General features: G+C 69.0%; 17 protein-coding genes and 1 pseudogene. 14 read left to right on the top strand and 4 right to left on the bottom strand.

Features of this window, described 5'->3' with window-relative positions; genetic code table 11:
* Positions 1–13 precede the first annotated feature (13 nt).
* Positions 14–1,066: a GGDEF domain-containing protein gene (locus HHL28_RS01815; RefSeq protein WP_075771224.1), complete on the top strand. Its 1,053-nt coding sequence runs from the start codon at positions 14–16 to the stop codon at positions 1,064–1,066.
* Positions 1,067–1,277: 211 nt separating this feature from the next.
* Positions 1,278–1,868: a cation transporter gene (locus tag HHL28_RS01820; RefSeq protein ID WP_075771225.1), complete on the top strand. Its 591-nt coding sequence runs from the start codon at positions 1,278–1,280 to the stop codon at positions 1,866–1,868.
* Here the strand turns inward: HHL28_RS01820 and HHL28_RS01825 are convergent.
* The 3 genes and pseudogenes from HHL28_RS01825 to hexR form a co-directional block, all read right to left on the bottom strand.
* Positions 1,865–2,698 carry an aldo/keto reductase gene (locus HHL28_RS01825; RefSeq protein ID WP_169654579.1) on the bottom strand — a complete coding sequence of 278 codons (834 nt, stop codon included), beginning with the start codon at positions 2,696–2,698 and terminating at the stop codon, positions 1,865–1,867. The genes HHL28_RS01820 and HHL28_RS01825 overlap by 4 nt on opposite strands.
* A gap of 437 nt (positions 2,699–3,135) precedes the next feature.
* A pseudogene (gene glgB / locus HHL28_RS01830) lies at positions 3,136–5,357 on the bottom strand (1,4-alpha-glucan branching protein GlgB).
* Positions 5,358–5,408: 51 nt separating this feature from the next.
* On the bottom strand, positions 5,409–6,254 hold the full coding sequence (gene hexR / locus HHL28_RS01835; protein WP_075771228.1) for a transcriptional regulator HexR: 846 nt from the start codon (positions 6,252–6,254) through the stop codon (positions 5,409–5,411).
* A 530-nt stretch (positions 6,255–6,784) separates the two neighbouring features.
* Here hexR and HHL28_RS01840 point away from each other — a divergent pair.
* The 8 genes from HHL28_RS01840 (at position 6,785) to HHL28_RS01875 (ending at position 18,426) form a co-directional block, all read left to right on the top strand.
* Complete coding sequence (locus tag HHL28_RS01840) at positions 6,785–8,248, top strand: alpha-amylase family glycosyl hydrolase (RefSeq protein ID WP_075771229.1); 1,464 nt, start codon at positions 6,785–6,787, stop codon at positions 8,246–8,248.
* A 34-nt stretch (positions 8,249–8,282) separates the two neighbouring features.
* Positions 8,283–9,404, top strand: a complete 1,122-nt coding sequence (locus tag HHL28_RS01845; RefSeq protein WP_075771230.1) for an ABC transporter ATP-binding protein — start codon at positions 8,283–8,285, stop codon at positions 9,402–9,404.
* 76 nt (positions 9,405–9,480) lie between these two features.
* Positions 9,481–10,743, top strand: coding sequence for an extracellular solute-binding protein (locus HHL28_RS01850; protein ID WP_404326267.1), 1,263 nt, complete (start codon positions 9,481–9,483; stop codon positions 10,741–10,743).
* Between the two features lie 16 nt (positions 10,744–10,759).
* Complete coding sequence (locus tag HHL28_RS18155) at positions 10,760–12,760, top strand: carbohydrate ABC transporter permease (protein WP_075771231.1); 2,001 nt, start codon at positions 10,760–10,762, stop codon at positions 12,758–12,760.
* Positions 12,761–12,774: 14 nt separating this feature from the next.
* Positions 12,775–13,701 carry a sugar ABC transporter permease gene (locus HHL28_RS01860; protein ID WP_075771232.1) on the top strand — a complete coding sequence of 309 codons (927 nt, stop codon included), beginning with the start codon at positions 12,775–12,777 and terminating at the stop codon, positions 13,699–13,701.
* A gap of 92 nt (positions 13,702–13,793) precedes the next feature.
* The gene (locus HHL28_RS01865) at positions 13,794–14,594 is read left to right on the top strand and encodes a glucodextranase DOMON-like domain-containing protein (RefSeq protein ID WP_075771233.1); all 801 of its coding nucleotides are present in this window, start codon (positions 13,794–13,796) and stop codon (positions 14,592–14,594) included.
* Positions 14,595–14,659: 65 nt separating this feature from the next.
* Positions 14,660–16,819 (top strand): hypothetical protein, encoded by a 2,160-nt coding sequence (locus tag HHL28_RS01870; RefSeq protein ID WP_169654581.1) that lies wholly within the window; start codon positions 14,660–14,662, stop codon positions 16,817–16,819.
* Positions 16,820–17,109: 290 nt separating this feature from the next.
* On the top strand, positions 17,110–18,426 hold the full coding sequence (locus HHL28_RS01875; protein ID WP_169654584.1) for a glucodextranase DOMON-like domain-containing protein: 1,317 nt from the start codon (positions 17,110–17,112) through the stop codon (positions 18,424–18,426).
* A 253-nt stretch (positions 18,427–18,679) separates the two neighbouring features.
* Here HHL28_RS01875 and HHL28_RS01880 read toward each other — a convergent pair whose 3' ends face one another.
* Positions 18,680–19,183 (bottom strand): Rap1a/Tai family immunity protein, encoded by a 504-nt coding sequence (locus HHL28_RS01880; RefSeq protein WP_075771236.1) that lies wholly within the window; start codon positions 19,181–19,183, stop codon positions 18,680–18,682.
* A gap of 323 nt (positions 19,184–19,506) precedes the next feature.
* Here HHL28_RS01880 and zwf point away from each other — a divergent pair, with 323 nt between their 5' ends.
* From zwf to eda, 4 genes are all read left to right on the top strand, one after another.
* Complete coding sequence (gene zwf, locus HHL28_RS01885) at positions 19,507–20,985, top strand: glucose-6-phosphate dehydrogenase (RefSeq protein ID WP_075771237.1); 1,479 nt, start codon at positions 19,507–19,509, stop codon at positions 20,983–20,985.
* Positions 20,986–21,117: 132 nt separating this feature from the next.
* Positions 21,118–21,678, top strand: coding sequence for a 6-phosphogluconolactonase (pgl, locus tag HHL28_RS01890; RefSeq protein ID WP_404326271.1), 561 nt, complete (start codon positions 21,118–21,120; stop codon positions 21,676–21,678).
* A gap of 30 nt (positions 21,679–21,708) precedes the next feature.
* Complete coding sequence (gene edd, locus HHL28_RS01895) at positions 21,709–23,538, top strand: phosphogluconate dehydratase (RefSeq protein ID WP_075771239.1); 1,830 nt, start codon at positions 21,709–21,711, stop codon at positions 23,536–23,538.
* 4 nt (positions 23,539–23,542) lie between these two features.
* Positions 23,543–24,229, top strand: coding sequence for a bifunctional 4-hydroxy-2-oxoglutarate aldolase/2-dehydro-3-deoxy-phosphogluconate aldolase (gene eda, locus HHL28_RS01900; protein WP_404326273.1), 687 nt, complete (start codon positions 23,543–23,545; stop codon positions 24,227–24,229).
* The last annotated feature ends 656 nt before the right edge of the window (positions 24,230–24,885 follow it).

Below are 24,885 nucleotides of genomic sequence, written 5' to 3' on the forward strand. Positions count from 1 at the left end.
GCGTGGCGGGGGCATGCAGTTGTTCATCCAGACCATCGACCAGGCCAGTCGCATCGCCCACCGGGCGATGGACCGGATGCGGGAGGAAAACATCCCGCCCAGCCCGGAAAACTACACGGTCTGGTATGCATACTACAGTGGAAACTATCCGGACCTCGTGCGGGCCGTGGATATCCTGGCCAGCAACAACCAGACCTTCACCGAGCAGCACTGCGTGGACCTGTACCGCCAGTTCTTCGCCAACGACGCGGAGGTGGAGGCGGTGCGCGACGCCGGCCAGAAGCTGCACGCCTCGGTGACGGAAGTGCTGTCGGCCCTGAAGGGCGCCGGGGCCGACGTGGACCGCTACGGCCACACCTTGCAGGCGGCGGGCGACGCGCTGGGCATCGCCCGCACGCTGGAACAGCTCAAGTCCCTCGTCCAGACCATGGCGTCGGAGACGGAGCTGATGGCTGCCCGCAACAAGTCGCTCCAGTCGGAGCTGACCAGCAGCGCCGACAAGATCGAGTCCATGCGCCGCGACCTGGACTCCGTCCGGCGGGAGGCGCTGACCGACGGGCTGACCGGCATCGCCAACCGCAAGCGCTTCGACCAGACCCTGCGCGACGCCGCCGTCGGCGCCATGGAGCGGGGGCAGCCGTTGGTGCTGCTGATGGTGGACATCGACCATTTCAAGCGCTTCAACGACACCCACGGCCATGTGGCCGGCGACAACGTCCTGAAGCTGGTGGCCCGCACCTTGACCGAACAGGTGAAAGGTAAGGACACCCCCTGCCGCTATGGCGGGGAGGAGTTCGCCATCGTCCTGCCGGAGACGCGGCTGGAGGACGCCCTGACCCTGGCGGAGCAGATCCGCAATGCCGTGGCCAGCCGCAAGATCGTCAAGCGCACCACCGGGGAGTCCATGGGCACCATCACCCTGTCGGTGGGCGCCGCCCGCTACCGCCCGGGGGAACCGCTGACCAAGCTGGTCCAACGGGCCGACGCGGCCCTCTATGCCGCCAAGACAGGGGGCCGCAACCGGGTGCTGGCGGATGCCGACGACGTGGCTGAGAAGGTGGGGTGAGGGGGGGCGCTCGGTTCCAGCAACTGCGTCAAACGCTTCCAACAATGGTGTTTCCCCCGCGAAGGCGGGGGCCCACAGTTTTTTGAACTGGCATGAGCCCTCCCTGTCGTTGAAAACCGTGGACCCCCGCCTGCGCGGGGGAGACAGTGAAGCTGGCGGAGCGTAAGGGATGTGCCCTTCCGTCGATCCTTTCAGTCCCGCGGCCCCCCCCATGACCGTCCCCGAAGCCGCCCTCCGCCCCGTCGTAAAGCGCGTCGCCGCCCTGAACCTGGGCTATTTCGGCGTGGAGTTCGCGGTGGCCCTGGCCATCGGCTCCGTCGCCCTGTTCGCCGACAGCGTGGATTTCCTGGAGGATGCCAGCGTCAACCTGCTGATCCTGCTGGCGCTGGGCTGGTCCGTGGCGGCCCGGGCGCGGGTGGGGATGGGGCTGGCGGCGCTGCTGCTGGTGCCGGGCCTCGCCACCCTCTGGACGGCGTGGGACAAGTTCATGGAACCGGTGGCCCCCGACCCGGTGCCGCTGACCCTGGCAGGGGCCGGCGCGCTGCTGGTGAACCTGGCCTGCGCCCTGATGCTGGCCCGGGTGCGCCACCATGGCGGTAGCCTGGGCAAGGCCGCCTTCCTCTCCGCCCGCAACGACGTGGCCGCCAACGCCGCCATCATCGCTGCCGGCCTGCTGACCGCCTGGACCCTGTCCCCCTGGCCCGACCTGGTGGTCGGCCTCGCCATCGCCGCCATCAATGCCGACGCCGCCTGGGAAGTGTGGGAGGAGGCGCGGGAGGAGCACAAGGAGGCGCGGGGTTAGGGCACTTCAGAACCCGTCGCCGCCGCCAGCAGCTTGTACCAGTCCTGGCGGCTGAGCTTGAGGCTCGCCGCCCCCGCCGCCCCGGCCAGCCGGTCCAGCCGCCCCGTGCCCACGATGGGGCGGATGCCGGCGGGGTGGCGCAGCAGCCAGGCCAGCGCCACCTGGTCCGCCGCCCCGCCATGGGCCTGCCCTACCTCCCACAGCGCGGTGCGCAGCCGGTCCAGCCCCGCATCGCCCCGGAACAGCCCGCCGCCGCCCAGGGGCGACCAGGCCATGGGATGCATCCCCAACTCCTGGCAGGTGTCCAGGGTGCCGTCCGCCAGGGCGTCCGTGTGCTCCAGGCTGATTTGCACCTGGTTGGCCTCCAGCTTGACCGGCACCTGGGCGGCCAGCAGCCGCATCTGGCTGGGGCTGAAGTTGGACATGCCGAAGCGCAGCACCTTGCCGCTGTCCCGCAGGTGCCCCAGCGCTTCCGCCACCTCATCCATGTCCATCAGGAAGTCCGGCCGGTGCAGCAACAGCCAGTCCAGCCGGTCGGTACGCAGGTCCCGCAATGTCCGCTCCACCCCGCCGACGATGTGGTCCCAGGACAGGTCGTAATGCTTCACCGACGTGCCCGGGTTGCCCGGCGTCGCCAGCATCACCCCCACCTTGCCGATGATCTCCACCCGCTCCCGCTGCGCCGGCGTCATGGCCGCCCCGAAGGCCGCCTGCACGCCATAGTCGCCATAGCAGTCCGCATGGTCGAAGCTGGTGATGCCCAGGTCCAGCACCCGGTCGATCCAGTCCCGCAGGCCCTGCTCGTCCAGCCCCCAGGAGAACAGGCGCATGCAGCCGACGATGATGGGGAGGGCATGGGGAATGCTCCTGTTGTGCGGGATGAGGCGGTTGGGTTTGGACAACGGGTCGGTCGGGCATGTGGCAGGTGTTGCCAGGGAACACGGACGACACGGACGCCGCTGCGCGGCAACACGGACAGGCACTGACGGGCTGTTTGCGCACTGCCTACGGCGTGCACGAATGAAAAGGATGGACACGAATGAACACGAATAAAGCGAAAGCTGCAACTCAGCAGCAACAGGCGCCGCAGGCAATCTTTACTATTTGCATTTTCTATTCGTGTTCATTCGTGTCTATTTGTGTCCATCCGTGTACGCCGTAGGCCTTCAACGGTCCGGAACAATCAGGACTATTGCGGCTCCGCCGCCCTGTCCGTGTCATCCGTGTTGCATGCACCAACGCCACCCCAAGCCCGACCGTCTCGTCCTTACCCCCCAGCAGGACCCCGCACGAACACCACCGTCGCCAGCGGCGGCACGGTGATCGCGGCGCTGAAGGGGCAGCCGTCCCAGGGCAGGTCCTCGGCGGTGATCCCCCCGCCGTTGCCCACGTTGCTGCCGCCATACACGGCACCGTCGGTGTTGATTGCCTCCCGCCAAGCCCCACCCTCCGGCAGACCGATGCGGTAGCCCTCGCGCACCACGGGGGTGAAGTTGCACACGGCCACGGCGACGCTGCCGGGCGTGGTGCCGTGGCGGCTGAAGACGAAGACGCTTTCTTCCGACGCGTTGCCCTTGATCCAGCGGAAGCCCTCCGCCTCGCAGTCCAGCTCATGCAGGGCGGGGTGGCCTTGTACAGGGCGTTCAGGTCGCGCACCGCCGCCTGCACGCCCCGGTGCCAGGGGCCGCCCTGGGCCTCGTCCAGCAGGTGCCAGTCCAGGCTGGCGTCGAAGTTCCACTCCCGCCCCTGGGCGAACTCCCCGCCCATAAACAGCAGCTTCTTGCCGGGGTGGGCCCACATGAAGCCGAAATAGGCGCGCAGGTTCGCGAACTTCTGCCAGGTGTCGCCGGGCATGCGGGCCAGCAGGCTGCCCTTGCCATGCACCACCTCGTCATGGCTCAGCGGCAGGATGAAGTTCTCGCTGAAGGCATAGAGCAGCCCGAACGTCATCTCATGATGGTGCCAGCGGCGGTGGATGGGGTCCTGGCCCATGTACTTCAAGGTGTCGTGCATCCACCCCATGTTCCACTTGTAGCCGAACCCCAGGCCGCCGACATAGGCGGGGCGGGAGACGCCGGGCCAGGCCGTGCTCTCCTCCGCGATGGTCACCGCCCCGCCGCCCTGGCCCTCCTCGCTGCCATAGACCAGCTCGTTCATCCGGCGCAGGAAGTCGATGGCCTCCAGGTTCTCCCGCCCGCCGAAGCGGTTGGGCACCCATTCCCCGTCCTTGCGGCTGTAGTCCAGGTACAGCATGGAGGCGACGGCATCCACGCGCAGCCCGTCGATGTGGAAATGCTTCAGCCAGTACAGGGCGTTGCTGACCAGGAAGTTGCTGATTTCGTTCCGGCCGAAGTTGAAGATGGCCGTGTTCCAGTCGGGGTGGTAGCCCTGCCGCGGGTCGGCATGTTCGTACAGGTGCGTCCCGTCGAACTCGTACAGGCCGTGGGCGTCGTTGGGGAAGTGGCCGGGCACCCAGTCGATGATCAGGCCGATATCGGCCTGGTGGCAGGCATCCACGAAGGCCTGGAACTCCGCCGGCGTGCCGAACCGGGCCGTGGGCGCGTAGAGGCCCAGGGGCTGGTAGCCCCAGCTCCCGTCGAACGGGTGCTCATGGACCGGCAGCACCTCGATGTGGGTGAAGCCCATGTCGCGGGCATAGGGCACCAGGTCCGCCGCCAGCTCCCGCCAGGTCAGGAACCGGTTGCCCTCGCCCCGCTTCCACGATCCCAGATGCACCTCATAGATGCTGACCGGCGCGGTGCGGGCGTTGCGGGCGGCGCGCCTGGCCAGCCAGTCCTGGTCGCGCCAGTCATGCTTGTCCAGGCGGGCGACGACGCTGGCCGTCTTCGGGCGGTACTCCGCTGCGAAGGCATAGGGGTCGGCTTTCTGGGGCAGCAAATGGCCGTCGGGGCTGACGATCTCGTACTTGTAGGCATCCCCCTCCGCCAGGCCGGGGATGAAGATCTCCCAGATGCCGGCGCCCAGGCGGCAGCGCATGGGATGCACCCGCCCGTCCCAATTGTTGAAGGCGCCGACGACGGAGACGCGCCGCGCATTGGGCGCCCAGACGGCGAACCGCACGCCGGCCACGCCGTCCACAGTGTCCAGGTGGGCACCCATCCGCTCGAACGAGCGCCAGTGCCGCCCCTCCGCCAGCAGGTACTGGTCCAGTTCCCCCAGCACGGGCGGGAAGCGGTAGGGGTCCTCCGCCTCCCAGGCATGGGCGCCGCTACGCAGGCGGAGGCGGTAGCGCGGCGCGTCGCCTGAGTCGAAGACATGCTCGAAGAAGCCGGCCTCATGCCGCCGCCGCATCTCCCCCAGCACGGACCCGTCGGCCGCCAGCACCTCCGCCGACTCGGCGTCGGGGCGGAACACGCGCAGGGCCACGCGCCCGCCCTCACCCTCGTCCGCATGGGGGCCCAGCACGGCGAAGGGGTCGGCATGGGTGCCGGCGACGATGGCGGCGATGCTGTCCGTGTCCAGGGCCATGGGCTTCCTTCCGGGCTGGTTTCTTGTCGTCGGATGATGGTTCGGGTCGGCTCAGGCGCGGGAGCCCTGCAGCCGCCGCTCCCGGATCGGCCGCTTGGCACGGGCAAGGCTTTCACGCAGGTCCAGCCCCTTGCGCAGGGCGACGGAGACCTGCAGCACGTCCATCATGGCCAGGTGGGTCAGGCGCGACGTCATGGGGGTGTAGATGCTGGTATCCTCCGGCACGTCCACCATCAGGGCCACGCTCGCCCGCTCCGCCAGGGGCGAGCCGCCCGAGGTCAGGGCGATCACCTTGGCCCCGCCCTCCAGCGCCAGGTCCACGCTGCGCAGCAGTTCCCGGGTCCGGCCCGTGTGGCTGATGGCGATGGCGGCACCCTTCGGGCCCAGGATGGCGGCGGCCATGGCCTGGACATGGAAGTCCGTGTAGGCGATGCAGGGGATGCCCAAGCGGAAGAACTTGTTCTGGGCGTCCTGTGCCACCACGCCGGACGCGCCGAAGCCGTAGAACTCCAACCGCTCCGCGGCGGCCATGATCTCCACCGCCTCCCCCAGCGCGTCGGGGTTGATGTGGTTGCGCACCCGGGCCAGCGAGGCGATGGAGCGGTTCAGCACCTTGGCGGCGATGTCGGCCACCGGGTCATCCGGGCGCACATCCTCATGCACGAAGGGCGTGCCGGTGGCCAGGTCCTGGGCCAGGCGCAGCTTGAAGTCCTGGAAGCCCGCGCAGCCGATGGAGCGGCAGAAGCGCACGACGGTGGGCTGGCTGACGCCCGCCTCCTTCGCCACCTCCGACACGGAGGCGTTCACCATGGAGTGGGGCCGTTTCAGCACCACCTCGGCGATCTTCTGCTCGGATCGCCGCAACCCCGGCAGCATGCCCCGGATTCGGTCTAGCACGTCCTGTCACTCCCCTGGTGGGTCCTTCCGGTGGCGACAGTGTAATTTCCTGACACGCCAGGGACCCTTTCTTCTTTGGAATGGCTCTAGCGAGCTTCCGTTTATGTAAGGGAATTACACACTTATTGGATCGGTTTGGCAAGAAACCGGTTAAGCGGACCACCCGTCCGCGACCGACCCACGGGTTACGGTTCCCACAATATTCTCTAATAAGTAGTCAGCAAAGGGGGCGCAGCGCCTTGTTGCGCTGCAAAATAGGTACCTCCGCACCACGATTCCGGGCAAATGCGTTCACATGGCTTCGGAAAGGGCTTGCAAGCTGCCTGCGTCTGATTTGTAATGTTACTACAAGGCAAATAGGCGACGCCAGTCCCCAACCCCTGCTGAAACGGTCCGCGGCACGAAACCGACCGCCACACCTTCCAGCAAACCGGGCGGACAAGGGTCGCGTGTGACCAGGGGGGAAGTGCTTGTCTGGGAATGCGTCCTGGTGGTCCCGTACGGTCGGGGCCGGTAAGACCGCGCGCGCCATGCTGGTGGCGGCCACGGCCCTGCTGGCCTTGCCCCTCGCCGCGGAGGCCCAGCAGAAGCCGTCCCGCCCCTGGGCGGAGGACGTGCTGTACTTCGTCCTGATCGACCGCTTCGCCGACGGCAGCAACGCGAACAACATGGATGTCCAGCGGGACAATCCCGGCGGCTTCCATGGCGGCGACCTGGTGGGCCTGACCAGGAAGCTGGACGACCTGGCCGACCTGGGCATCACCGCCATCTGGATCAACCCCGTGGCGCTGAACATCAAGGGCGCCGTCGGTGCCGGCAGCTTCATGCATTACGGTCACCACGGCTATTGGGCCGACGACCTCTCGAAGATGGACCCCCGCTTCGGCACCGAGGCGGAGCTGAAGGCCTTCGTGGATGAGGCGCACAGGCGCGGCATCAAGGTGCTGCTGGACATCGTCTACAACCACGCCGGCTATGACAGCGCCTACACCAAGCGCCCGGATGCCCGCGACATCCTCCGCACGACAGACTGGGGCACCTGCAAGGAGGAGGGGGACGACATCACCATGTGCGTCGGCGGCCTGCCCGACTTCAAGACGGAGAAGCCCGAGGTCGCCAGGATGGTGGTGGAGAAACAGATCGCCCGCGCCAAGGCGGCGGGGATCGACGGCTACCGCCTGGACACGGTGAAGCACCTGACGCCGGAATTCTGGGCCTACCACCGTAAGACCATGCGGGAGAATTTCGGCAAGGACTTCTTCCTGCTGGGGGAGATCTTCGGCGCCGACTACCTGGTGGCCGACGCCTATTTCGAGCGCGACGACATGGACGCCGCGCTGGACTTCAGCTTCAAGGGGGAGACGCTGGGCTGGCTCCAGGGCAGGGGCCGCACCGCGGCCTACAGCCGCTTCCTGCAGAAGCGGCACAAGGTGCGGCCCGGCTACATCATGTCCCACTACCTCTCCAGCCATGACGTGCCTATGGCGCTGGGGGAGCTGGGCGGCGACGTGCAGAAGTTCCGGCTGGCCGCGGCGCTCCAGATGGCCAGCGTCGGCATGCCCCAGATCTATTACGGGGAGGAGGTGGCGCGGACCGGCAACGACTGGCCCAGCAACCGCACCGACATGCCCTGGGGCAAGGACGCCACCCTGCCGGGCAAGGGCGTGAAGCGGGACGATGGGTTGCGCGACTACTACAAGCGCCTGATCGCCGCCCGCCGCGCCAACCCCGCCTTCGCCCATGGCGACTATACGGAGCTGGCGAAGGACGGCGACCTGCTGGTGTTCCAGCGCGCCATGCCCGACAGCGGCAACGCGGTGTTGGTGGCGGTGAACCGGTCAGAGAAGCCCCAGTCGGCCACCGTGGCCCTGCCCGCGTCCTGGGCGGGCAAGACGGTGACGGACGCCCTCACCGGCAAGGCCCTGGGCAAGGCGGAGGCCAGCCTGGCCCTGACGGTGGACGGGCTGACGGCCCAGTACCTGGTGGCGAACTGACCCCGCACGCAGACCAAAAGGACTGGCGGACACGATGGCCCAGATCATCTTCGACAACATCGCCAAGCGCTTCGGCGACGTCTCCGTGATCGAGAACCTGAACCTGCACATCCGGGACCAGGAGTTCATGGTGTTCGTCGGCCCGTCGGGCTGCGGCAAGTCCACGGCCCTGCGCATGATCGCGGGGCTGGAGGACATCAGCGCCGGCAGCTTGAGCATCGGCGACCGGGTCGTGAACGACGTGCACCCGAAGGACCGGGACGTGGCCATGGTGTTCCAGAGCTACGCCCTCTACCCGCACATGAGCGTGCGGGAGAACATCGCCTTCGGCCTGAAGATCCGGAAACTGCCGACGGCGGAGATCGACGGTCTCGTCAGCAAAGCCGCCAGCATGCTCGGCCTGACCGAATACCTGGACCGCAAGCCTCGTGCCCTGTCCGGCGGCCAGCGGCAGCGCGTGGCCCTGGGCCGCGCCATCGTTCGCAACCCCAAGGTCTTCCTGTTCGACGAGCCCCTGTCCAACCTGGACGCGGAGCTGCGCGTCACCATGCGGGCGGAGATCAGCAAGCTGCAGCGCCGGCTGAAGATCACCACGGTCTACGTCACCCACGACCAGGTGGAGGCGATGACCATGGGCGACCGCATCGCCGTGCTGGCCCCGCTGAAGCGCCACCCCCAGGGCAACCTGATGCAGGTGGGCACCCCGCTGGAGCTGTATGACCGGCCGCAGAACCTGTTCGTGGCCCGCTTCATCGGCACGCCGTCCATGAACATCGCCACCATGCAGGTGGAGGGCGGGGGCACGCACCTTCGCTACCACGAGCTGGTCCTGCCGGTGCCCGACCGCTTCCGTGCCGCCGCCTCCGCCTATCAGGGCAAGGCCCTGGCCGTGGGCTTCCGGCCGGAGCATGTGGGCCACGCGGAGGAGCACCAGTGGGAGCGGACCGCCCCCATCGGCGGCCCGGTGGAGATCGTGGAGACGCTGGGCCACGAGGCCGTCATCCATTTCCGCCTGGGTGAGGAGATCCTGATCGGCAAGGTGCGCGGCCACGGCATGGCCCTGCCCCGGCCGGGGGAGGGTGTGGAGCTGGTGGTCAAGGCCGACGACCTGCACCTGTTCGACCCGCAGACGGAACAGCGCCTGCCCGAGGCCTGAGCGGCCAAGGCCGACGAGACGCGATTTTCAAGGACCGGTCGCGGCCACGCGACCCTCCGGGAGGAAGAAGAAGACCATGGACCTGTCACGCCGTTCCCTGATCCGCCTGTCCGGCGCCGCCCTGCTGGGCACCACCATGCTGGCCGCCGCCCCCGCCCCGGCCCTGGCGCAGGAAGCCGCGCTCACCATCTGGCACGCCTACCGCGGCCAGGAAAAGGCGGCCTTCGACAAGGCCATCGCCCTGTTCAACGAGCAGAACAAGGGCAAGGTGGCGGTGAAGGCGCTGGCCGTCCCCTATGACGCCTATGCCGACAAGATCTCCGCCGCCGTGCCCCGCGGCACCGGCCCCGACGCCTTCATCTTCGCCCAGGACCGGCTGGGCGGCTGGGTGGAGGCGGGCGGCATCGTGGAGCCCGTGGACTTCTTCGTCGAGGACAAGACCAAGGCCCGCTTCCTGCCCAACATGATGGACGCGATGACCTATCGCGGCTCCATCTACGGCCTGCCCTTCAACTACAAGTCCATCGCCCTGATCTACAACAAGGCGAAGGTGAAGGAGCCGCCGAAGACGACGAAGGAACTGCTGGCCTGGGCCAAGCAGAACACCAACGCCAGCACCGGCCAGTATGGCTGGGCCTACCCCTACAACGACTTCTACTATCACGCCGCGGTGATGAACGCCTTCGGCGGCGGCGTCTTCAAGGATGGCGGGGCGGCGGGCATCCCCACCCCCACGGTCAACGCGCCGCAGAACGTGAAGGCGGTGGAGACGGTCATGGGCTGGTTCAAGGACCAGAAGGTCCTGCCGGCGGAGCCGTCCTCGGCCCTGATCACCTCCCTGTTCAACGAGGGCAAGACGTCGGTCGTCTTCTCCGGCCCCTGGTTCCTGGGCGAGGTGGACAAGTCCATCGAGGTGGGCGTGGCCCCGCTGCCCACGGTGGATGAGGCGGGCGGCACGCCGATGAAGCCCTGGATGACCATCGAGGGGCTCTACGTCTCCGCCAAGTCCAAGAACAAGGAGGCCGCCTACGCCCTGGCCGACTTCCTGACCACCGACCCGGTGGCCAAGATCATGGCGGTGGAAGGCCGGCAGCAGCCCACCAACAAGGACGTTTACGCCGTGCCGGAGGTGGCCAACGACCCGATCCTGGCCGGCTTCCGCAAGCAGGCGGAGACGGCGGTGCCCATGCCGAACTACGCGGTCATGACCGCCATGTGGTCCCCCGTGACCACGGCCATGAACAAGATCGTCAAGGGTTCCGCCACCGTGCCGCAGGCCTTCGAGGAAGCCCAGAAGACGCTCAGCGCGGACATCGACGCGCTGCGCAAGGGCCGGTAAGGGAGTGCGACGCGCCATGACCCGGCGGCTCCCAGGCATCCCGGCCGGCCTCGGCCTGCTCGTCTCCCTCGCCCTGTTCCTGGCCCTGGGCCTCTGGTTCACGGGCTCGGCCGGGCAGCAGGTGCGCCAGCAGGCAGAGGTGCGCAAGGCCACGGTGGCGGCCATGAGCCTCGCCACCGTGGTGGGGACCCTGGAGGCCGCCGGGGCCACGCCGGAACAGGTGGGGGCCGCCATCGCCGAATGGCGCAAGGGCGACCCCGCCATCCGCAACGTCCGGCTGGTGCGCCAGTCCGGCGCCCAGCTTGTCTTCTCCGACGTGGAGGCGGACGCCAAGTTGGGCGCCGTGCCTCGCCGTCTGGCGCGGGAGGAAAAGCCCCTGTTCGACCTGGCGCAGCAGCTCCGCGCCAATGCCGACACCAACCGGGCCGAGAACGTCAAGCGCCTGAACGAGGTGGACATCGCCGCCCCGTCCCCGGAGGTGCTCCAGGTGACGGCGCCGGTCTTCATCGGCGACAGCTATTGGGGCATCGCCCAGGTCCAGCACCTGCGGCAGGCGGGGGCGGCCCCCTCTGCCCTGGGCCGCGGCCTGTTGCTGGCGGCCATCGCCCTGGGCCTGTTCGCCGCCCTGGCGCTGGCCTTCCGCCGCCAACTCACCCGCGCGCCGGACGAGCCGGCCGGGGAGGGGGTGGAGAGCCGGGCGGGCACCTGGGCCCTCTTCGTGGGCGCCCTGGTCCTGATGCTGGGCGCCAGCCACCTGTGGAGCCGCGGCGCCCTGGACGCCGTGGCCGTCAGCCAGAACGGCTTGTCGGCTTCCGTGGCCCAGTCCTACCAGGGCCTGCTGCAATCCGGGCAGGCGGCGGCCGCCGCCACCGGGGCCAGCCTGCCCGCCGACGCCACCTGGGACGTGGACCCGTACCGCCGCCCCCTGGGCCAGATCGCCCCCGACGGCAAGGTGGACGAGGTGGCCGTCACCGTGGCGGTGAACGACATGGTGGGCGGCCTGCAGACCCAGCTCTGGGTCACCGCCGGCCTCGCCGCCCTGCTGCTGGCCCTGTTCGCCCTGGGGGCCATGCGCCGCCTGTGGCGCACCCTGGTGGACCACCGGGAAGCCTATGGCTACGTGGCCCCGGCCATCGTCGGCATGCTGGTGCTGGTGTTCTTCCCCTTCACCTATGGCGTGGTGCTGGCCTTCACCGACCGCACCCTGTTCAACCAGTCGGTGCCCATCACCGAGCTGTGGGTGGGGCTGGACAACTTCGTCCGCATCCTGGGTGACGTGAACGTCCTGCGCTGGACCCCGGACGGCTGGTCCGTCAACTACGAGAGCTTCTACTGGACCCTGTTCATCACGGTCTGCTGGACGGTCAGCAACGTGGTGGTGGGCGTTACCATCGGCCTCGCCCTGGCGCTGGCGCTCAACACGGAAGGGCTACGGGGCCGCGCCATCTACCGGGTGCTGCTGATCCTGCCCTGGGCCATCCCGAACTACATCACGGCGCTGACCTGGAAAGGCATGTTCCACCAGCAGTTCGGCGTCATCAACCAGGCCATCGTCATGTTCGGGGGCGAGCCCATCGCCTGGTTCGACGACGTGTTCAGCAGCTTCATGACCGGCCTGATCACCAACGGCTGGCTGAGCTTCCCCTTCATGATGGTGGTCAGCCTCGGCGCGCTCCAGTCCATCCCGTCGGACATGTACGAGGCGGCGGAGCTGGACGGCGCCAGCAAGTGGCAGCAGTTCTGGCAGATCACCCTGCCGCTGCTGAAGCCCGCCCTGATCCCGGCCATCATCCTGTCGGTGGTTTGGACCTTCAACATGTTCAACGTGATCTACCTGGTCTCCCAGGGTGAGCCGGCGGGCGCCAACGAGATCCTGATCACCAAGGCCTACAAGATCGCCTTCGAGCGGTACCAGTACGCCTACGCCGCCGCCTATTCGTTCGTCATCTTCCTGATCCTGCTGGCCTATGGCGTGTTCCAGAACCGCGTCTCCAAGGCCACGGAACAGGTGCGCTAGGGGAGGGCCGGGGCATGAGCAGCATCGCCACGTCAGCGCCGGTCACCGGCAGCGCGTCGAAGTCCACGGGCAAGAAGGTGGGCGTCAGCCATGTCTGGCTGCACATCGGCCTGTTGTTCTTCACCTTCATCGCCTGCTACCCGATCCTGTGGGTGCTGGCCCTGGCCTTCTCCGGCCAGCAGAGCGTGCAGATCGCCACCCTGCCGGCGGAGGCGGGCTTCCTGGACCGGCTGCGGGCGGTCACGCCCTGGCCGCAGAGCTTCAGCCTGCAGAACTTCACGGACGTGCTGACGGAGCAGCCCTTCCTCCAGTGGCTGTTCAACAGCGCCGTGGTGGCGGGGCTGACCACCATCGTCGGCGTCTTCCTGGCCTGCACCGCGGCCTACGCCTTTTCCCGCTTCCGCTTCCCCGGGCGGCAGTCCGGCATGATGGCCTTCCTGGTCAGCCAGATGTTCCCCGGCACCCTGATGATGATCCCGCTCTACATCATCGTCGTCAGCTGGCTGGGCCTGGGGAACAGCTACTTCGGCTTGGTGCTGGTATACGCGGTGACGGCGATCCCCTTCTGCGTCTGGATGCTGAAGGGCTATTTCGACACCATCCCCATCGAGATCGAGGAGAGCGCCATCATGGACGGCGCTTCCCGCTCCACGATCTTCTTCCGCATCATCCTGCCGCTGGCCAAGCCGGCGGTGGCGGTGACGGCCCTGTTCAGCTTCATGACGGGCTGGAACGAGTTCATCCTGGCCTCGGTCTTCATGACGGAGGAGGCGCGCTACACCGCCCCGGTGGGCCTGCGCTTCTTCGTCGGCGGCTTCAGCGCCCAGTGGGGCTATTTCGCGGCCGGGTCGATCATCGTCTCGCTGCCGGTCGTGATCCTCTTCCTCTACCTCCAGAAGTACCTCGTCTCCGGCCTGACGGCAGGGGGCGTGAAGGGCTAGGGCGGCCCGGACCGGCGGGGCCGCCTGCGGGCGGCTGCCGCCACAACGACCCGAAACTCAGTCAACGAATCGATCCACCAGGGAAACGGACAATGAAAAAGCACGTGAAGCTGATCGCCGGCGTCCTCGGCGCCACCTTCCTGGCCACGGCGGCCCAGGCGGCGGGCGTGACCTTCAAGGACCCCACCGGTGACGACAACGGCCCGGGCACCTACACCTACCCGACCGACGCCGCCTACCTGAAGGGCGCCTTCGACCTGACCGAGCTGAAGGTGGAGCCGTCGGGCAGCGACCTGAACGTGGCCGTCACCGTGGCCGGCGCCCTGAACGACCCGTGGGGCATGGGCGGCGGCTTCGCCACGCAGATGGTGTTCGTGTTCATCAACACCGGCACCGGCAAGTACAAGGACGGCATCCCCGGCCTGAACGTCCAGCTGAACCCCGGCTGGGACAAGGTCGTCGTCCTGTCCCCGCAGAAGAAGGCCCGCGTTGAGGCCGAGGTCGGCAACAGCGCCGCCCCGATGAAGGCGGACATCCTGGTGCCGACCCGCACCAAGGGTTCCGGCAAGACCATCTCCGGCTCCGTGAAGGCGGCGGACGTGGGCTCCGGCGACCCGGCCACCTGGTCCTACCAGGTCGTGATGCAGTCCAACGAGGGCTTCCCGGCGAAGGGCGACCTGCTGATGCGCCGGGTCAACGAGTTCGAGGGCCAGCACCGCTTCGGCGGCGGCAATGACGGCATGTGCGACCCGCACGTCATGGACATCCTGGCCGGCAGCGGCAAGGGCGGTGCCGACGAGGTGCAGGCGCAGCAGACCGCCCTGAAGGCCTTCGAGTGCGGCCCGGAGGGCGAGGCCAAGAAGCTCGCCGTCCTGCCGATGGTGAAGCAGTAAGCCACCAGGAAGGGAACCGCCCGGGGGACGCAAGAATGCCCCCGGGCCCATAAGGAGAGTACGCAATGAAAAAAAGACTATTGAGCGGGGCCGCCCTCCTGGGCCTTGCCGCGGCGCTGCCCATGGGCGGGGCCGCGGCCCAGGACCTGGGCCAGGTGAAATGGTTCGGCACGGTCTACATCAAGTTTCTTGACGGCAACCGGCAGCTGAACGGCCTGACCAACAACGTCGAGACCATCCCGGGCGAGACCAACGGTGACCAGGGCCAGGGCATCGAGGCCGACCTGAACCTGCGGGCCCAGGTGTCCCGCCAGGTGGAGGTTGGCGTCCGCCTGCAAAGCCGGTTCAACCAGAACTACTGGGCGAACTTCGGCGGCTTCGGGTACGACCCCGACCCCGATGGCGGGGTGGGCGACGAGAACAACCCCCTGCGCAACCAGTACATCAAGCTGCGCGGCGCCTTCGTCCGGATCACCCCGGGCTATGAGTGGGTCGACAGCGTCCTGATCGGCAACAGCGACTTCGGCCTGTGGGACCCGCTGACCCTGGGCAAGTTCCGCTACATCGACCGCGACAACGCCGGCGGCGTCATCGCCCAGGGCACCGCGGCCGGCGGCAACCTGAAGTGGGACCTGGCGCGCCTGTCCCTGCCGAAGCTGTTCCTGGGCCCCGGGTTCAGCAACGACGACAGCAACCTGTTCGCCAACGACGCCGCCTGGATCAGCCAGGTGAAGTTCGCCGCCACGCCCACCCTGAACCTGGGCGCCATCGTCATGCACGTGGACGACCGCGAGCGTGACGCCGACGACGGCGATGTCCGCAACGGCCGCGGCACCATCTCGCGCTACAGCAACGAGGTGTACGCCCTCAAGGCCCAGTTCACGGGCATCCCGAACCTGGACGTGTCCGGCTCGGTCTACTACTCCGACTTCAACATCGCCGACGGCGCCTGCCCCGGTGAGGGCCTGAACGGTTCCTGCCGCTTCAGCCCGACCCTGCGGCGCGACGCCAACGACTGGGCCGCCTTCCTGAACTTCGAGGTGGGCGAGATCCTGCCGAACTTCACCCTGTCGGCCCAGGCCTTCCACATCGGCTCCGACTACCTGTCGGTCCTGGCCGCCCGCCGCGAGGCGGACGTGCTGCTGACCGAGGGCCGCGAGGGCACCTGGATGTGGGGCCGGCCGGACTACAACTTCGGCAACCCCAACAACAGCAACGCGCTGCTCGGCCTGGGCTACGGCGGCTGGAACGGCACCACCCAGCAGACCGTGTCGCTCATCACCGACAACGACAACACCGACTTCGACGAGCGCGCGGCGGAGACGGTTATCGGCTGGCAGGGCGTCACCGTCGTGCCGCGCTACACGGCCGGCGACCTGGAACTGCAGGGCGAGGTGTCGTACGTCACCTTCGACACCAACTGGCAGGCCTGCGGCGGCAACGACAAGGACGTGGACTGCGCAAAGTACCCGCGCCAGGAAGGCATCCATGCCTGGGGCCTGGGCGGCGACCACCGCTCGCCCTACGCGCCCTACCAGGACCGCGACCTGATCATCGCCGCCCTCAACGCCAACTACCTGGCGGACGTGGGCAATGGCCTGCAACTCGGCGCCCGCCTGAAATACATCCGTGACCAGGACAAGCGCGTGACCCGCGCCTCCAGCCTGTCGGATGCCTATGACGGCTACCCGGACAGCCAGGACTTCGGCGACGCCGCCATCAGCAACGCCGCGTGGCGGGCCCTCATCGCCGGCAACCCGGCGCTGGGCACGATCACCAACATCGGCGACGACAACCGCAAGGCCGACTACTGGACCGCGGGCGTCTCCGCCGGCTACCAGATCACGCCGGACTTCTTCGGCCGCGTGCTGTACGAGTACCAGTACGTGGACCTGGTGGACGGCGCGGTCAACGTGGCCCCGGTCGGCCTGGGCTTCGAGGCCAGCAACAGCTACGGCTTCGCGGAGTACCTGACCGGCGAGCACACCAAGAACAAGGTGGCGTTCCAGGGCTCGTACTTCCTGTCCGGCCTCGAGGTGGGCGCGGACATCCAGTACATCTGGGGCGAGTACAAGCCGAAGTTCAAGGCGCCCACCGGCCAGAGCCTGAACAGCTACCTGGCCCCGGGCGGCGGTGCCTACATCACCCCGCTGGGCAACATCTCCACCAACACGGTGGAGCTGGACCAGTACCGCCTGAAGGTCTTCACCAAGGTGCAGTTCTGATCCTTGGAGATCAGGGCGTTTCCCCGGGCACCGGGAACACGCCCCGACGGCGACTGCCGGCGCCCGCCCGTGCGGGCGTAATCCAAGCCGCGGATGCGGCGCCGGCGTCTGAGGAACGTGAGGCAGCCAGCCCCCTTTCCGGTCATCGGAAAGGGGGCTGGCGACCCGGGGGTGGCTTCGGCCATCCCCGGCCCTTTCTTTTGCCGTGCCCCGCGTTGGCGGAAGCGGTATCAGTCTGACCGAAAAGATTGCGTGAGGCCGGCCCGCCGCCGGCCTGGAGGATGGACCCCGTGCTTGCCCCCCGCCCCCGCACCGCCGCCCGGCGGATCGCCGCCCTCGTGGCCTCCGGCCTGCTCGCCACGGCCGTCGCGGCCCCCGCCCTGGCCCAGAAGTCGGTGACCCTGTTCACCCTGACCGACCCGCGGGGCGACGACAGCGGCGCCGGTTCCCTGGCCTATCCCCTGCGGCCCGACATGCAGCGGGGCGACCTGGACCTCCTATCGCTGAGCGCGGAGATGGCCAGCGGCGGCACCTGGTTCACCGCCACCTTCGCCCAGCCCATCCGCAACCCCGCCGACGCCGTCGGCACCACGGGGCCGGAGCCGCTGGACCGCCAGGCGCGGCTGGGCTTCTACACCTTCAACCTGGACCTCTACATCGACACCGACCGCAAGCCCGGTTCCGGCAACACCGCCGTGGTCCCGGGGCGCGGCGTGACCGTCGACCGGCGCGACGCCTGGGAAAAGGCCGTCATCCTGACCCCGCGGCCGGACATCGCCCGCATCGTGATGGTGAAGAACGCCCAGCGCATCCTGGAAGAACAGCGCCGCGCCCAGACCGGCGTGGTCACCGGCCAGGACCTGTCCACCATCGAGAAGACGGTGGAGAAGACGGTGGACCAGCGCTACTTCTTCCCCACCCAGGTCCAGGTCCGGAACCGGGAGATCCGGTTCTTCGTCCCCGACCAGTTCCTGGGCGGCAAGGCCAACCCGGCCTGGGCCTATACCGGCATCGTCACCGGCGCGGCGGTGGAACAGACGCAGAGCGCGCTGGACCTGCCCTTCAAGACCGACGCCTTCTCCGTCTTCATGCTGCCCGTGGTCCAGGGCCGCAGCGAGCTGGGCTTCGGCACCGGCGGCCGCAGCGACCCCAACCAGCCGCCCGTCGTGGACGTGCTGAACGGCGACGCCGCCCTGCAGAAGCGCATGCTGGAGGATTACGACGCCGTCTCCGGCCGGCTGGCCCGCCTGGTGGGCACGGTGCCCACGGGCCGCAACCAGTCCGCCTGGGAGCCCTGGCAGGGCGCCACCGCCGTGGCCGGTGCCGGTACCGCCGGCAGCGCGCCGCAGGCGCCCAAGGCCTTGGCCCTGTCGGAACGGGAAGCGGCGGCAGCCCTGTCCGGCACGCCCCTGCTGCCGGCGCCCGCCGCCGACCTCGCCGCCCCGGCCCCTGCCGCGCCCAGCGCCGTCCAGGGGCTGGTCTCCCCGCCGGGTGAGCGCAAGACCGTGGCCCAGCGCCTGCGCGAGCTGTCCGAGCTGCGCCAGCAGAACGTCATCACCGAGGAAGAATACCAGGACGCCCGCCGCCGCATCCTGTCGGGGGTTTGATTGTAGGTCGGATTATACCAAGCACATGAGTTCCTGACTCATGTGCTTGGAGGCCGGCGACTGCCGGCCCGCGGGCCCATGCCCGCGTGAGCCAAGCCGCCGGACGGCGGCGCCCGGCGCTTGAGGGGCCGTTGATCGGTCACGATCAACGGCGGCTGGCATTAGGCGCGCAGCGCCGTAATCCGACGGCCTGATGATTGCGGCGCGGCGGTCGGATTACGCGGGCCCATGCCCGCCAATCCGACCTACATGGTTACCGCCCCGACCCCGGCGTCACCGGCTTCACCGCCGCGCCGTCCTTGCCGCGCTGGCAGGGCCACTTCTCCGACAGGGCGTCATAGAAGACCTGGCCCACGGGCTGGACCTTCTTGGCCGGGTTCTTCTCGATGTGGCGGTACACCGCCTCGATCTGGGCGCCGGTCTGGATGTTCTGCGGCATGCAGATGCCCAGCAGCATGCTGGGGTTGGTGCGCTGGAACAGTTGCCACAGCACCTCCTCGTCGATCTTGGACTGCACGGTGACCAGGCCGGCGAAGGCCAGGGCGCCCACTTGGCTGCCCACCTGCATCCCGGCCACCAGCCCCTCCGTCTGGGCGATGCAGCTCCCGATCTCAGTGTCGCCGCCCTGGCCGCCGGACAGCACCTTCATGAACACGGCGCAGTTGTCGAACCAGGGCTGGGCCGTATCGGCGGCCTGGGCGCCGGGAACGAAGGACAGGGCGCCGAGCAGGGCGACGGCGGACAGGAACTTGCGCATGGGGGCTTCCGGGCGTGGCGGCCTCGGCAAGCGGGCCGCTCTGGTTGGATTGGGCCGCACTCTACGCGCACGCGCGCGACCTTGTCCAGGCGGGCAGGGTTGTCCAATGTAGTAAAATTACACAGCATCGTTTCCCCGGGAGATGAAAATGGGACGAGAACCGGCGGGGCGCTTGCGCAAGCCGGTAACTCTGCTACATTGGGCGGTGTCCTCCCCGACCCAAGCCGCCTTGCCCCCGCAACGGGGCCCGCGGCCCGGCGGGCCGGGCCAACAGCAGCGGGCAACCCCGCGACAAGCCACCCCGCACACGGAACAGGCGCCCCATGGCCGAGATATTGCCGGTCCCCCCCTTCGACTTCGTCGTGTTCGGCGGCACGGGCGACCTGTCCCTGCGCAAGCTGATGCCGGGCCTGTTCTACCGGGAGGCGGACCGCCAGATCATCGGCGACAGCCGGATCATCGCCGTCTCCCGCACCGACCAGACGGTGGGGCAGTTCCGCAACCAGGTGGCCGGCGCCCTTGACCGCTACGTCCCCGCCGCCGACCGCCACCCGGAGGTGGTGGAGCGTTTCCTGGCCCGGTTGCATTACGTGGCCCTGGACGCCACCCGCGGCGAGGGCTGGGGCGACCTGCGCGACGCCCTGGCCCCGGCAGAGGAAAAGGTGCGGGTCTTCTACCTCGCCACCTCCCCCAGCCTGTTCGGCGCCATCTGCCGCAACCTGAAGGACGCCGGCCTGGTCAGCGATACCTGCCGCGTCGTGCTGGAAAAGCCCCTGGGCCATGACCGCAAGTCCGCCCAGGCCATCAACGAGGAGGTGGGCGCCGTCTTCCCGGAGGAGCGCATCTTCCGCATCGACCACTATCTGGGCAAGGAGTCGGTGCAGAACCTGATGGTGCTGCGCTTCGGCAACGCCCTGTTCGAGCCGCTATGGGACAGCGGCTGGATCGACCATGTCCAGATCACCGTGGCGGAGAGCATCGGGGTCGAGGGCCGGGCCGAGTATTACGACAGGGCCGGCGCCCTGCGCGACATGGTGCAGAACCACTTCCTCCAGCTCCTCTGCCTCGTGGCCATGGAACCGCCGTCCTCCCTGTCGGAGGACACCATGCGCAATGAGAAGATCAAGGTGCTGCGCGCCCTGCGCCCCATCGGTGCCGCGGAGGTGAAGCAGAAGACCGTGCGCGGCCAGTACCGCCCCGGCGCCGTCGACGGCAAGCCGGTGCCAGGATACCTGGAGGAGCTGGGCGGCAGGAACCAGTCTAACACGGAGACGCTGGTCTCCATCAAGTGCGAGATCGACAATTGGCGCTGGGGCGGGGTGCCCTTCTACCTGCGCACGGGCAAGCGCATGCCCACCCGCTGCTCCGAGATCGTCATCCAGTTCAAGGCCATCCCCCACAACGTCTTCGGCAAGGGGGCGGGGGAACTGGCGGCCAACAAGCTGGTCATCCGCCTGCAGCCGGACGAGGGCGTGCGCCTGTCCATCATGACCAAGGTGCCGGGCCCCGGCGGCCTGCGCCTGCGCTCCGTGCCCCTGAACCTGTCTTACGCGGAGGCCTTCAAGGACCGCTACCCGGAGGCGTACGAGCGGCTGTTGATGGACGTGGTCCGCGGCAACCCCGCCCTGTTCATGCGCCGCGACGAGGTGGACGCCGCCTGGGCCTGGATCGACACCATCCAGGCCGCCTGGGTGGAGACCGACATGAAGCCGGAGCCCTACAGCGCGGGGAGCTGGGGACCCATCAGCTCCGCCCTGCTGCTGGCCCGCGACAACAGGAGCTGGCATGACGCCGAGTTCTGAGCCGGCCTTCCGCGAGCACCCGGACCGCGACAGCCTGGCCGCCGCCCTGGCCGACCACATCGCCGCCCTGGTACGGGCCGCGGTGGCGGCGCGGGGATCTGCGCCCTGGTCCTGTCCGGCGGCACCACCCCGGTGGCCCTGTTCGCAAGGCTTGCGACCCTGCCGGGCCTGCCCTGGGACCGCACCGTGCTGACCCTGGCGGACGAGCGCTGGGTGGAGCCGGACGACCCCGCCAGCAATGAGGGGCTGGTCCGCCGCACCTTGGCCCCGGCCTTGGCGCAGGGGGCCCGGTTCGTCGGGCTGAAGAGCCGCGGCGCCGTCCCCGTCGACGGTCTGGCGGAGACGGAGCTGCGCCTCGCCAGCGTGCCGCGCCCCTTCGACCTGGTCCTGCTGGGCATGGGCGATGACGGCCACACCGCCAGCCTGTTCCCCGGCGGGGAGGGGCTGGCGGATGCCCTGGCCGGGCAGGGGCGGCTCGCCGCCTCCGTGGTGCCCGCCATCCCGGGGCCGCCCCGGGTCACCCTGACCCTGCCCGCCCTGCTCCAGGCGCGGGAGATCGCCCTGCTGATCACCGGCCCGTCCAAGCGCGCCGTCTACGACGCCGCCCTGCGCCCCGGCCCGGTGGAGGAATTCCCTGTCCGCGGCGTGCTGCACCAGGCGGCCGCCCCCGTCACCACCTGGTGGGCGCCGTAAGGCCCGCCCGCCTGTTTCCAGGAGGCTGAGATGCCCGTCCAGGATGCCATCCGCCGCGTCACCGACCGGATCACCGCCCGCAGCGCCGCCACCCGCGCCCAGTACCTGGAGCGCACGGCCGCGGCGCAGCGCAACGGCCCGCACCGGCAGGTGCTGGGCTGTGGCAACCTCGCCCACGGCTTCGCCGCCTGCCCCGCGTCCGACAAGGCGGCGCTGAAGGGGGCGGAGCAGGCGAACATCGCCATCGTCAGCGCCTACAACGACATGCTCTCGGCCCACCAGCCGCTGGAGCGCTTCCCCGCCATCATCAAGGAAGCCGCCCGCAAGGCCGGCGCCGTGGCCCAGTTCGCCGGCGGCGTGCCCGCCATGTGCGACGGCGTCACCCAGGGCCAGCCGGGGATGGAGCTGTCCCTGTTCAGCCGGGACGTGATCGCGCTCTCCACTGCTGTCGCCCTGTCCCACAACATGTTCGACTCGGCGCTTTACCTGGGCGTCTGCGACAAGATCGTGCCGGGCTTGCTGATCGGGGCGCTGAGCTTCGGCCACCTGCCGGCCATCTTCGTCCCCGGCGGCCCCATGCCGTCCGGCCTGCCCAACCCGGAGAAGGCCCGCATCCGCCAGCTCTACGCGGAGGGCAAGGTGGGCCGGGCGGAGCTGCTGGAGGCGGAGAGCCAGTCCTACCACGGCCCCGGCACCTGCACCTTCTACGGCACGGCCAACTCCAACCAGATGATGATGGAGATCATGGGCCTGCACCTGCCCGGCTCCAGCTTCATCAACCCCAACACCCCCCTGCGCGACGCCCTGACCGCGGCCGCCGCCGAGCGCGCCGCCCGCATCACCGCGCTGGGCGACGAGTACACCCCCATCGCGGAGGTGGTGGACGAGAAGGCCGTGGTGAATGCCATGGTCGGCCTGCTGGCCACCGGCGGCTCCACCAACCACACCATCCATCTGGTGGCCATGGCCGCCGCGGCGGGCGTGGTGGTCGATTGGCAGGACTTCAACGACCTGTCCCAGGCCGTTCCGCTGCTCTGCCGCGTCTATCCCAACGGCGTGGCGGACGTGAACCATTTCCACGCCGCCGGCGGCATGCAGTTCCTGATCGGGACCTTGCTGGACAACGGCCTGCTCCATGGCGACGTGAAGACCGTCGCCGGCCCCGGCGGGCTGGAGGCCTACCGCTCCGAAGCCTTCCTGGACGGGGAGGGCAGGGCCACTTGGCGTCCCGGGCCCACCGCCAGCGCCGACACGGCCGTCCTGCGCCCGGCGACGGAGCCGTTCGACAGCACCGGCGGCATCCGCCTGCTCACCGGCAACCTCGGCCGCGGCATCATCAAGGTCAGCGCCGTGAAGCCGCAGCACCGGATCGTGGAGGCCCCCGCCCGGGTGTTCGACGGGCAGGACGCCATGCTCGCCGCCTTCAAGGCGGGGGAGCTGAACCAGGACGTGGTGGTGGTCGTCCGCTGGCAGGGGCCGAAGTCCAACGGCATGCCCGAACTGCACAAGCTCACCCCCTCCCTGGGCGTGCTCCAGGACAAGGGCTTCAAGGTGGCCCTGGTCACCGACGGCCGCATGTCCGGCGCCTCCGGCAAGGTACCCGCCGCCATCCACGTCACCCCGGAATGCCTCGGCGGCGGCCCGCTGGCCCGGGTGCGCGACGGCGACATCATCCGCCTGGACGCGGAGGCCGGCACGCTGGAGGCCTTGGTGGACCCGGCCGCGTTCGCGGCGCGGGAGGTGGCCGTGCCCGACCTGACCCCCAACGGCTGGGGCATGGGCCGGGACCTGTTCGGCGCCTTCCGCGGCGTCGTCACCGGCGCCGAGCAGGGCGCCTCATCCTTCAGCTACGGGGCCTGACCTCATGGACACGATGATCGCCCCGCCCGCCGCCGGCATCGAGGCCATGCAGGCGGAGGTCGCCCGCCTCTGCACCCTCGCCCCCGTGATCCCCGTGATCGTGGTGGAGGACCTGTCCCAGGCCGTGCCCATGGCCCAGGCCCTGGTGGCCGGCGGCCTGCCGGTGCTGGAGGTGACGCTCCGCTCCGCCGTCGCCCTGGACGCCATCGCCCTGATGGCCAAGGTTCCCGGTGCCGTGGTCGGCGCCGGCACGGTGGTGCGGCCGGACCAGATCGCCGCCGTGCGCGCCGCCGGCGCCCGCTTCATGGTCAGCCCCGGCGCTTACCCGGAACTGGTGACCGCCGCCCTGGACAGCGGCATCCCCTTCCTGCCCGGGGCCGCGACGCCGTCGGAGATGATGGCCCTGCTGTCCCGTGGCATCCGCCACCAGAAACTGTTCCCCGCCACCGTCGTGGGCGGCCTGGACATGCTGAAGGCCCTGGCCAGCCCCCTCTCCGCCATCCGCTTCTGCCCCACCGGCGGCGTCACGGCTGAGACGGCGCCCACCTTCCTTTCCCTCCCCAATGTCCTCTGCGTCGGCGGCTCCTGGGTCACGCCCAAGCCCGCCATCCAGGCCGGCGACTGGGCCACCGTGGAACGCCTGGCCCGCGAGGCGGCGGCGCTGCGGAAATCCTCCGTGCAAGGCTCCTGATGTCACCCCGGGCTTGACCCGGGGTCCTCGGGGAAAGCGGACATGCCAATGGCGCGGCAGCGGGCCTCCTCGTGGGCGTCACTCGGGGGGCGGCGTCGCTTTTGAACGCAGAGGACGCGGATGGCCGCAGAGGACACAGAGAGGTCTGGACTTACTGGAACAGTGATGACGGTGATGGCCAGGGATGACAGTGATGGGGCGGGCTTGGGGTAAAGCCAGTCCCTAAATTGATGATTGGTTTTGTTGGCGCCTTCGGCGCCAGTAAAGAGTGAAATACGTCAGGCTCTACGGCAACGCGGCACTGAGCCCTCTGTGTCCTCTGCGGCCATCTGCGTCCTCTGCGTTCCCAAATCAACGCTGGTCACGGGTGCAGAGGGGTGCAGGTGGGGGTTACATCACTGTCATCCCTGGCCATCACCGTCATCACTGCTCCGGTAAAGTGTCCCTCGGCGCAGGGGGCCGGCGGGTGGGCTTCCGGTGATTGGCACGACGCGATCCCGAGGGCCCCGGGTCAAGCCCGGGGTGACATCCAGTGCCCTGCTTGCCTTCCTCTCAAGGTGCCTCGCACCCACAAACCCCCGTCCTGTGCCCCCTCGGCCACACCCCGTGCCATCTTCCCCGAGTCTCCCCAGAACAACCCCTTGCGTCCCACGGCG

Source organism: Aerophototrophica crusticola (assembly GCF_012913305.1).
GTDB classification, from domain to species: Bacteria; Pseudomonadota; Alphaproteobacteria; order Azospirillales; family Azospirillaceae; genus Niveispirillum; species Niveispirillum crusticola.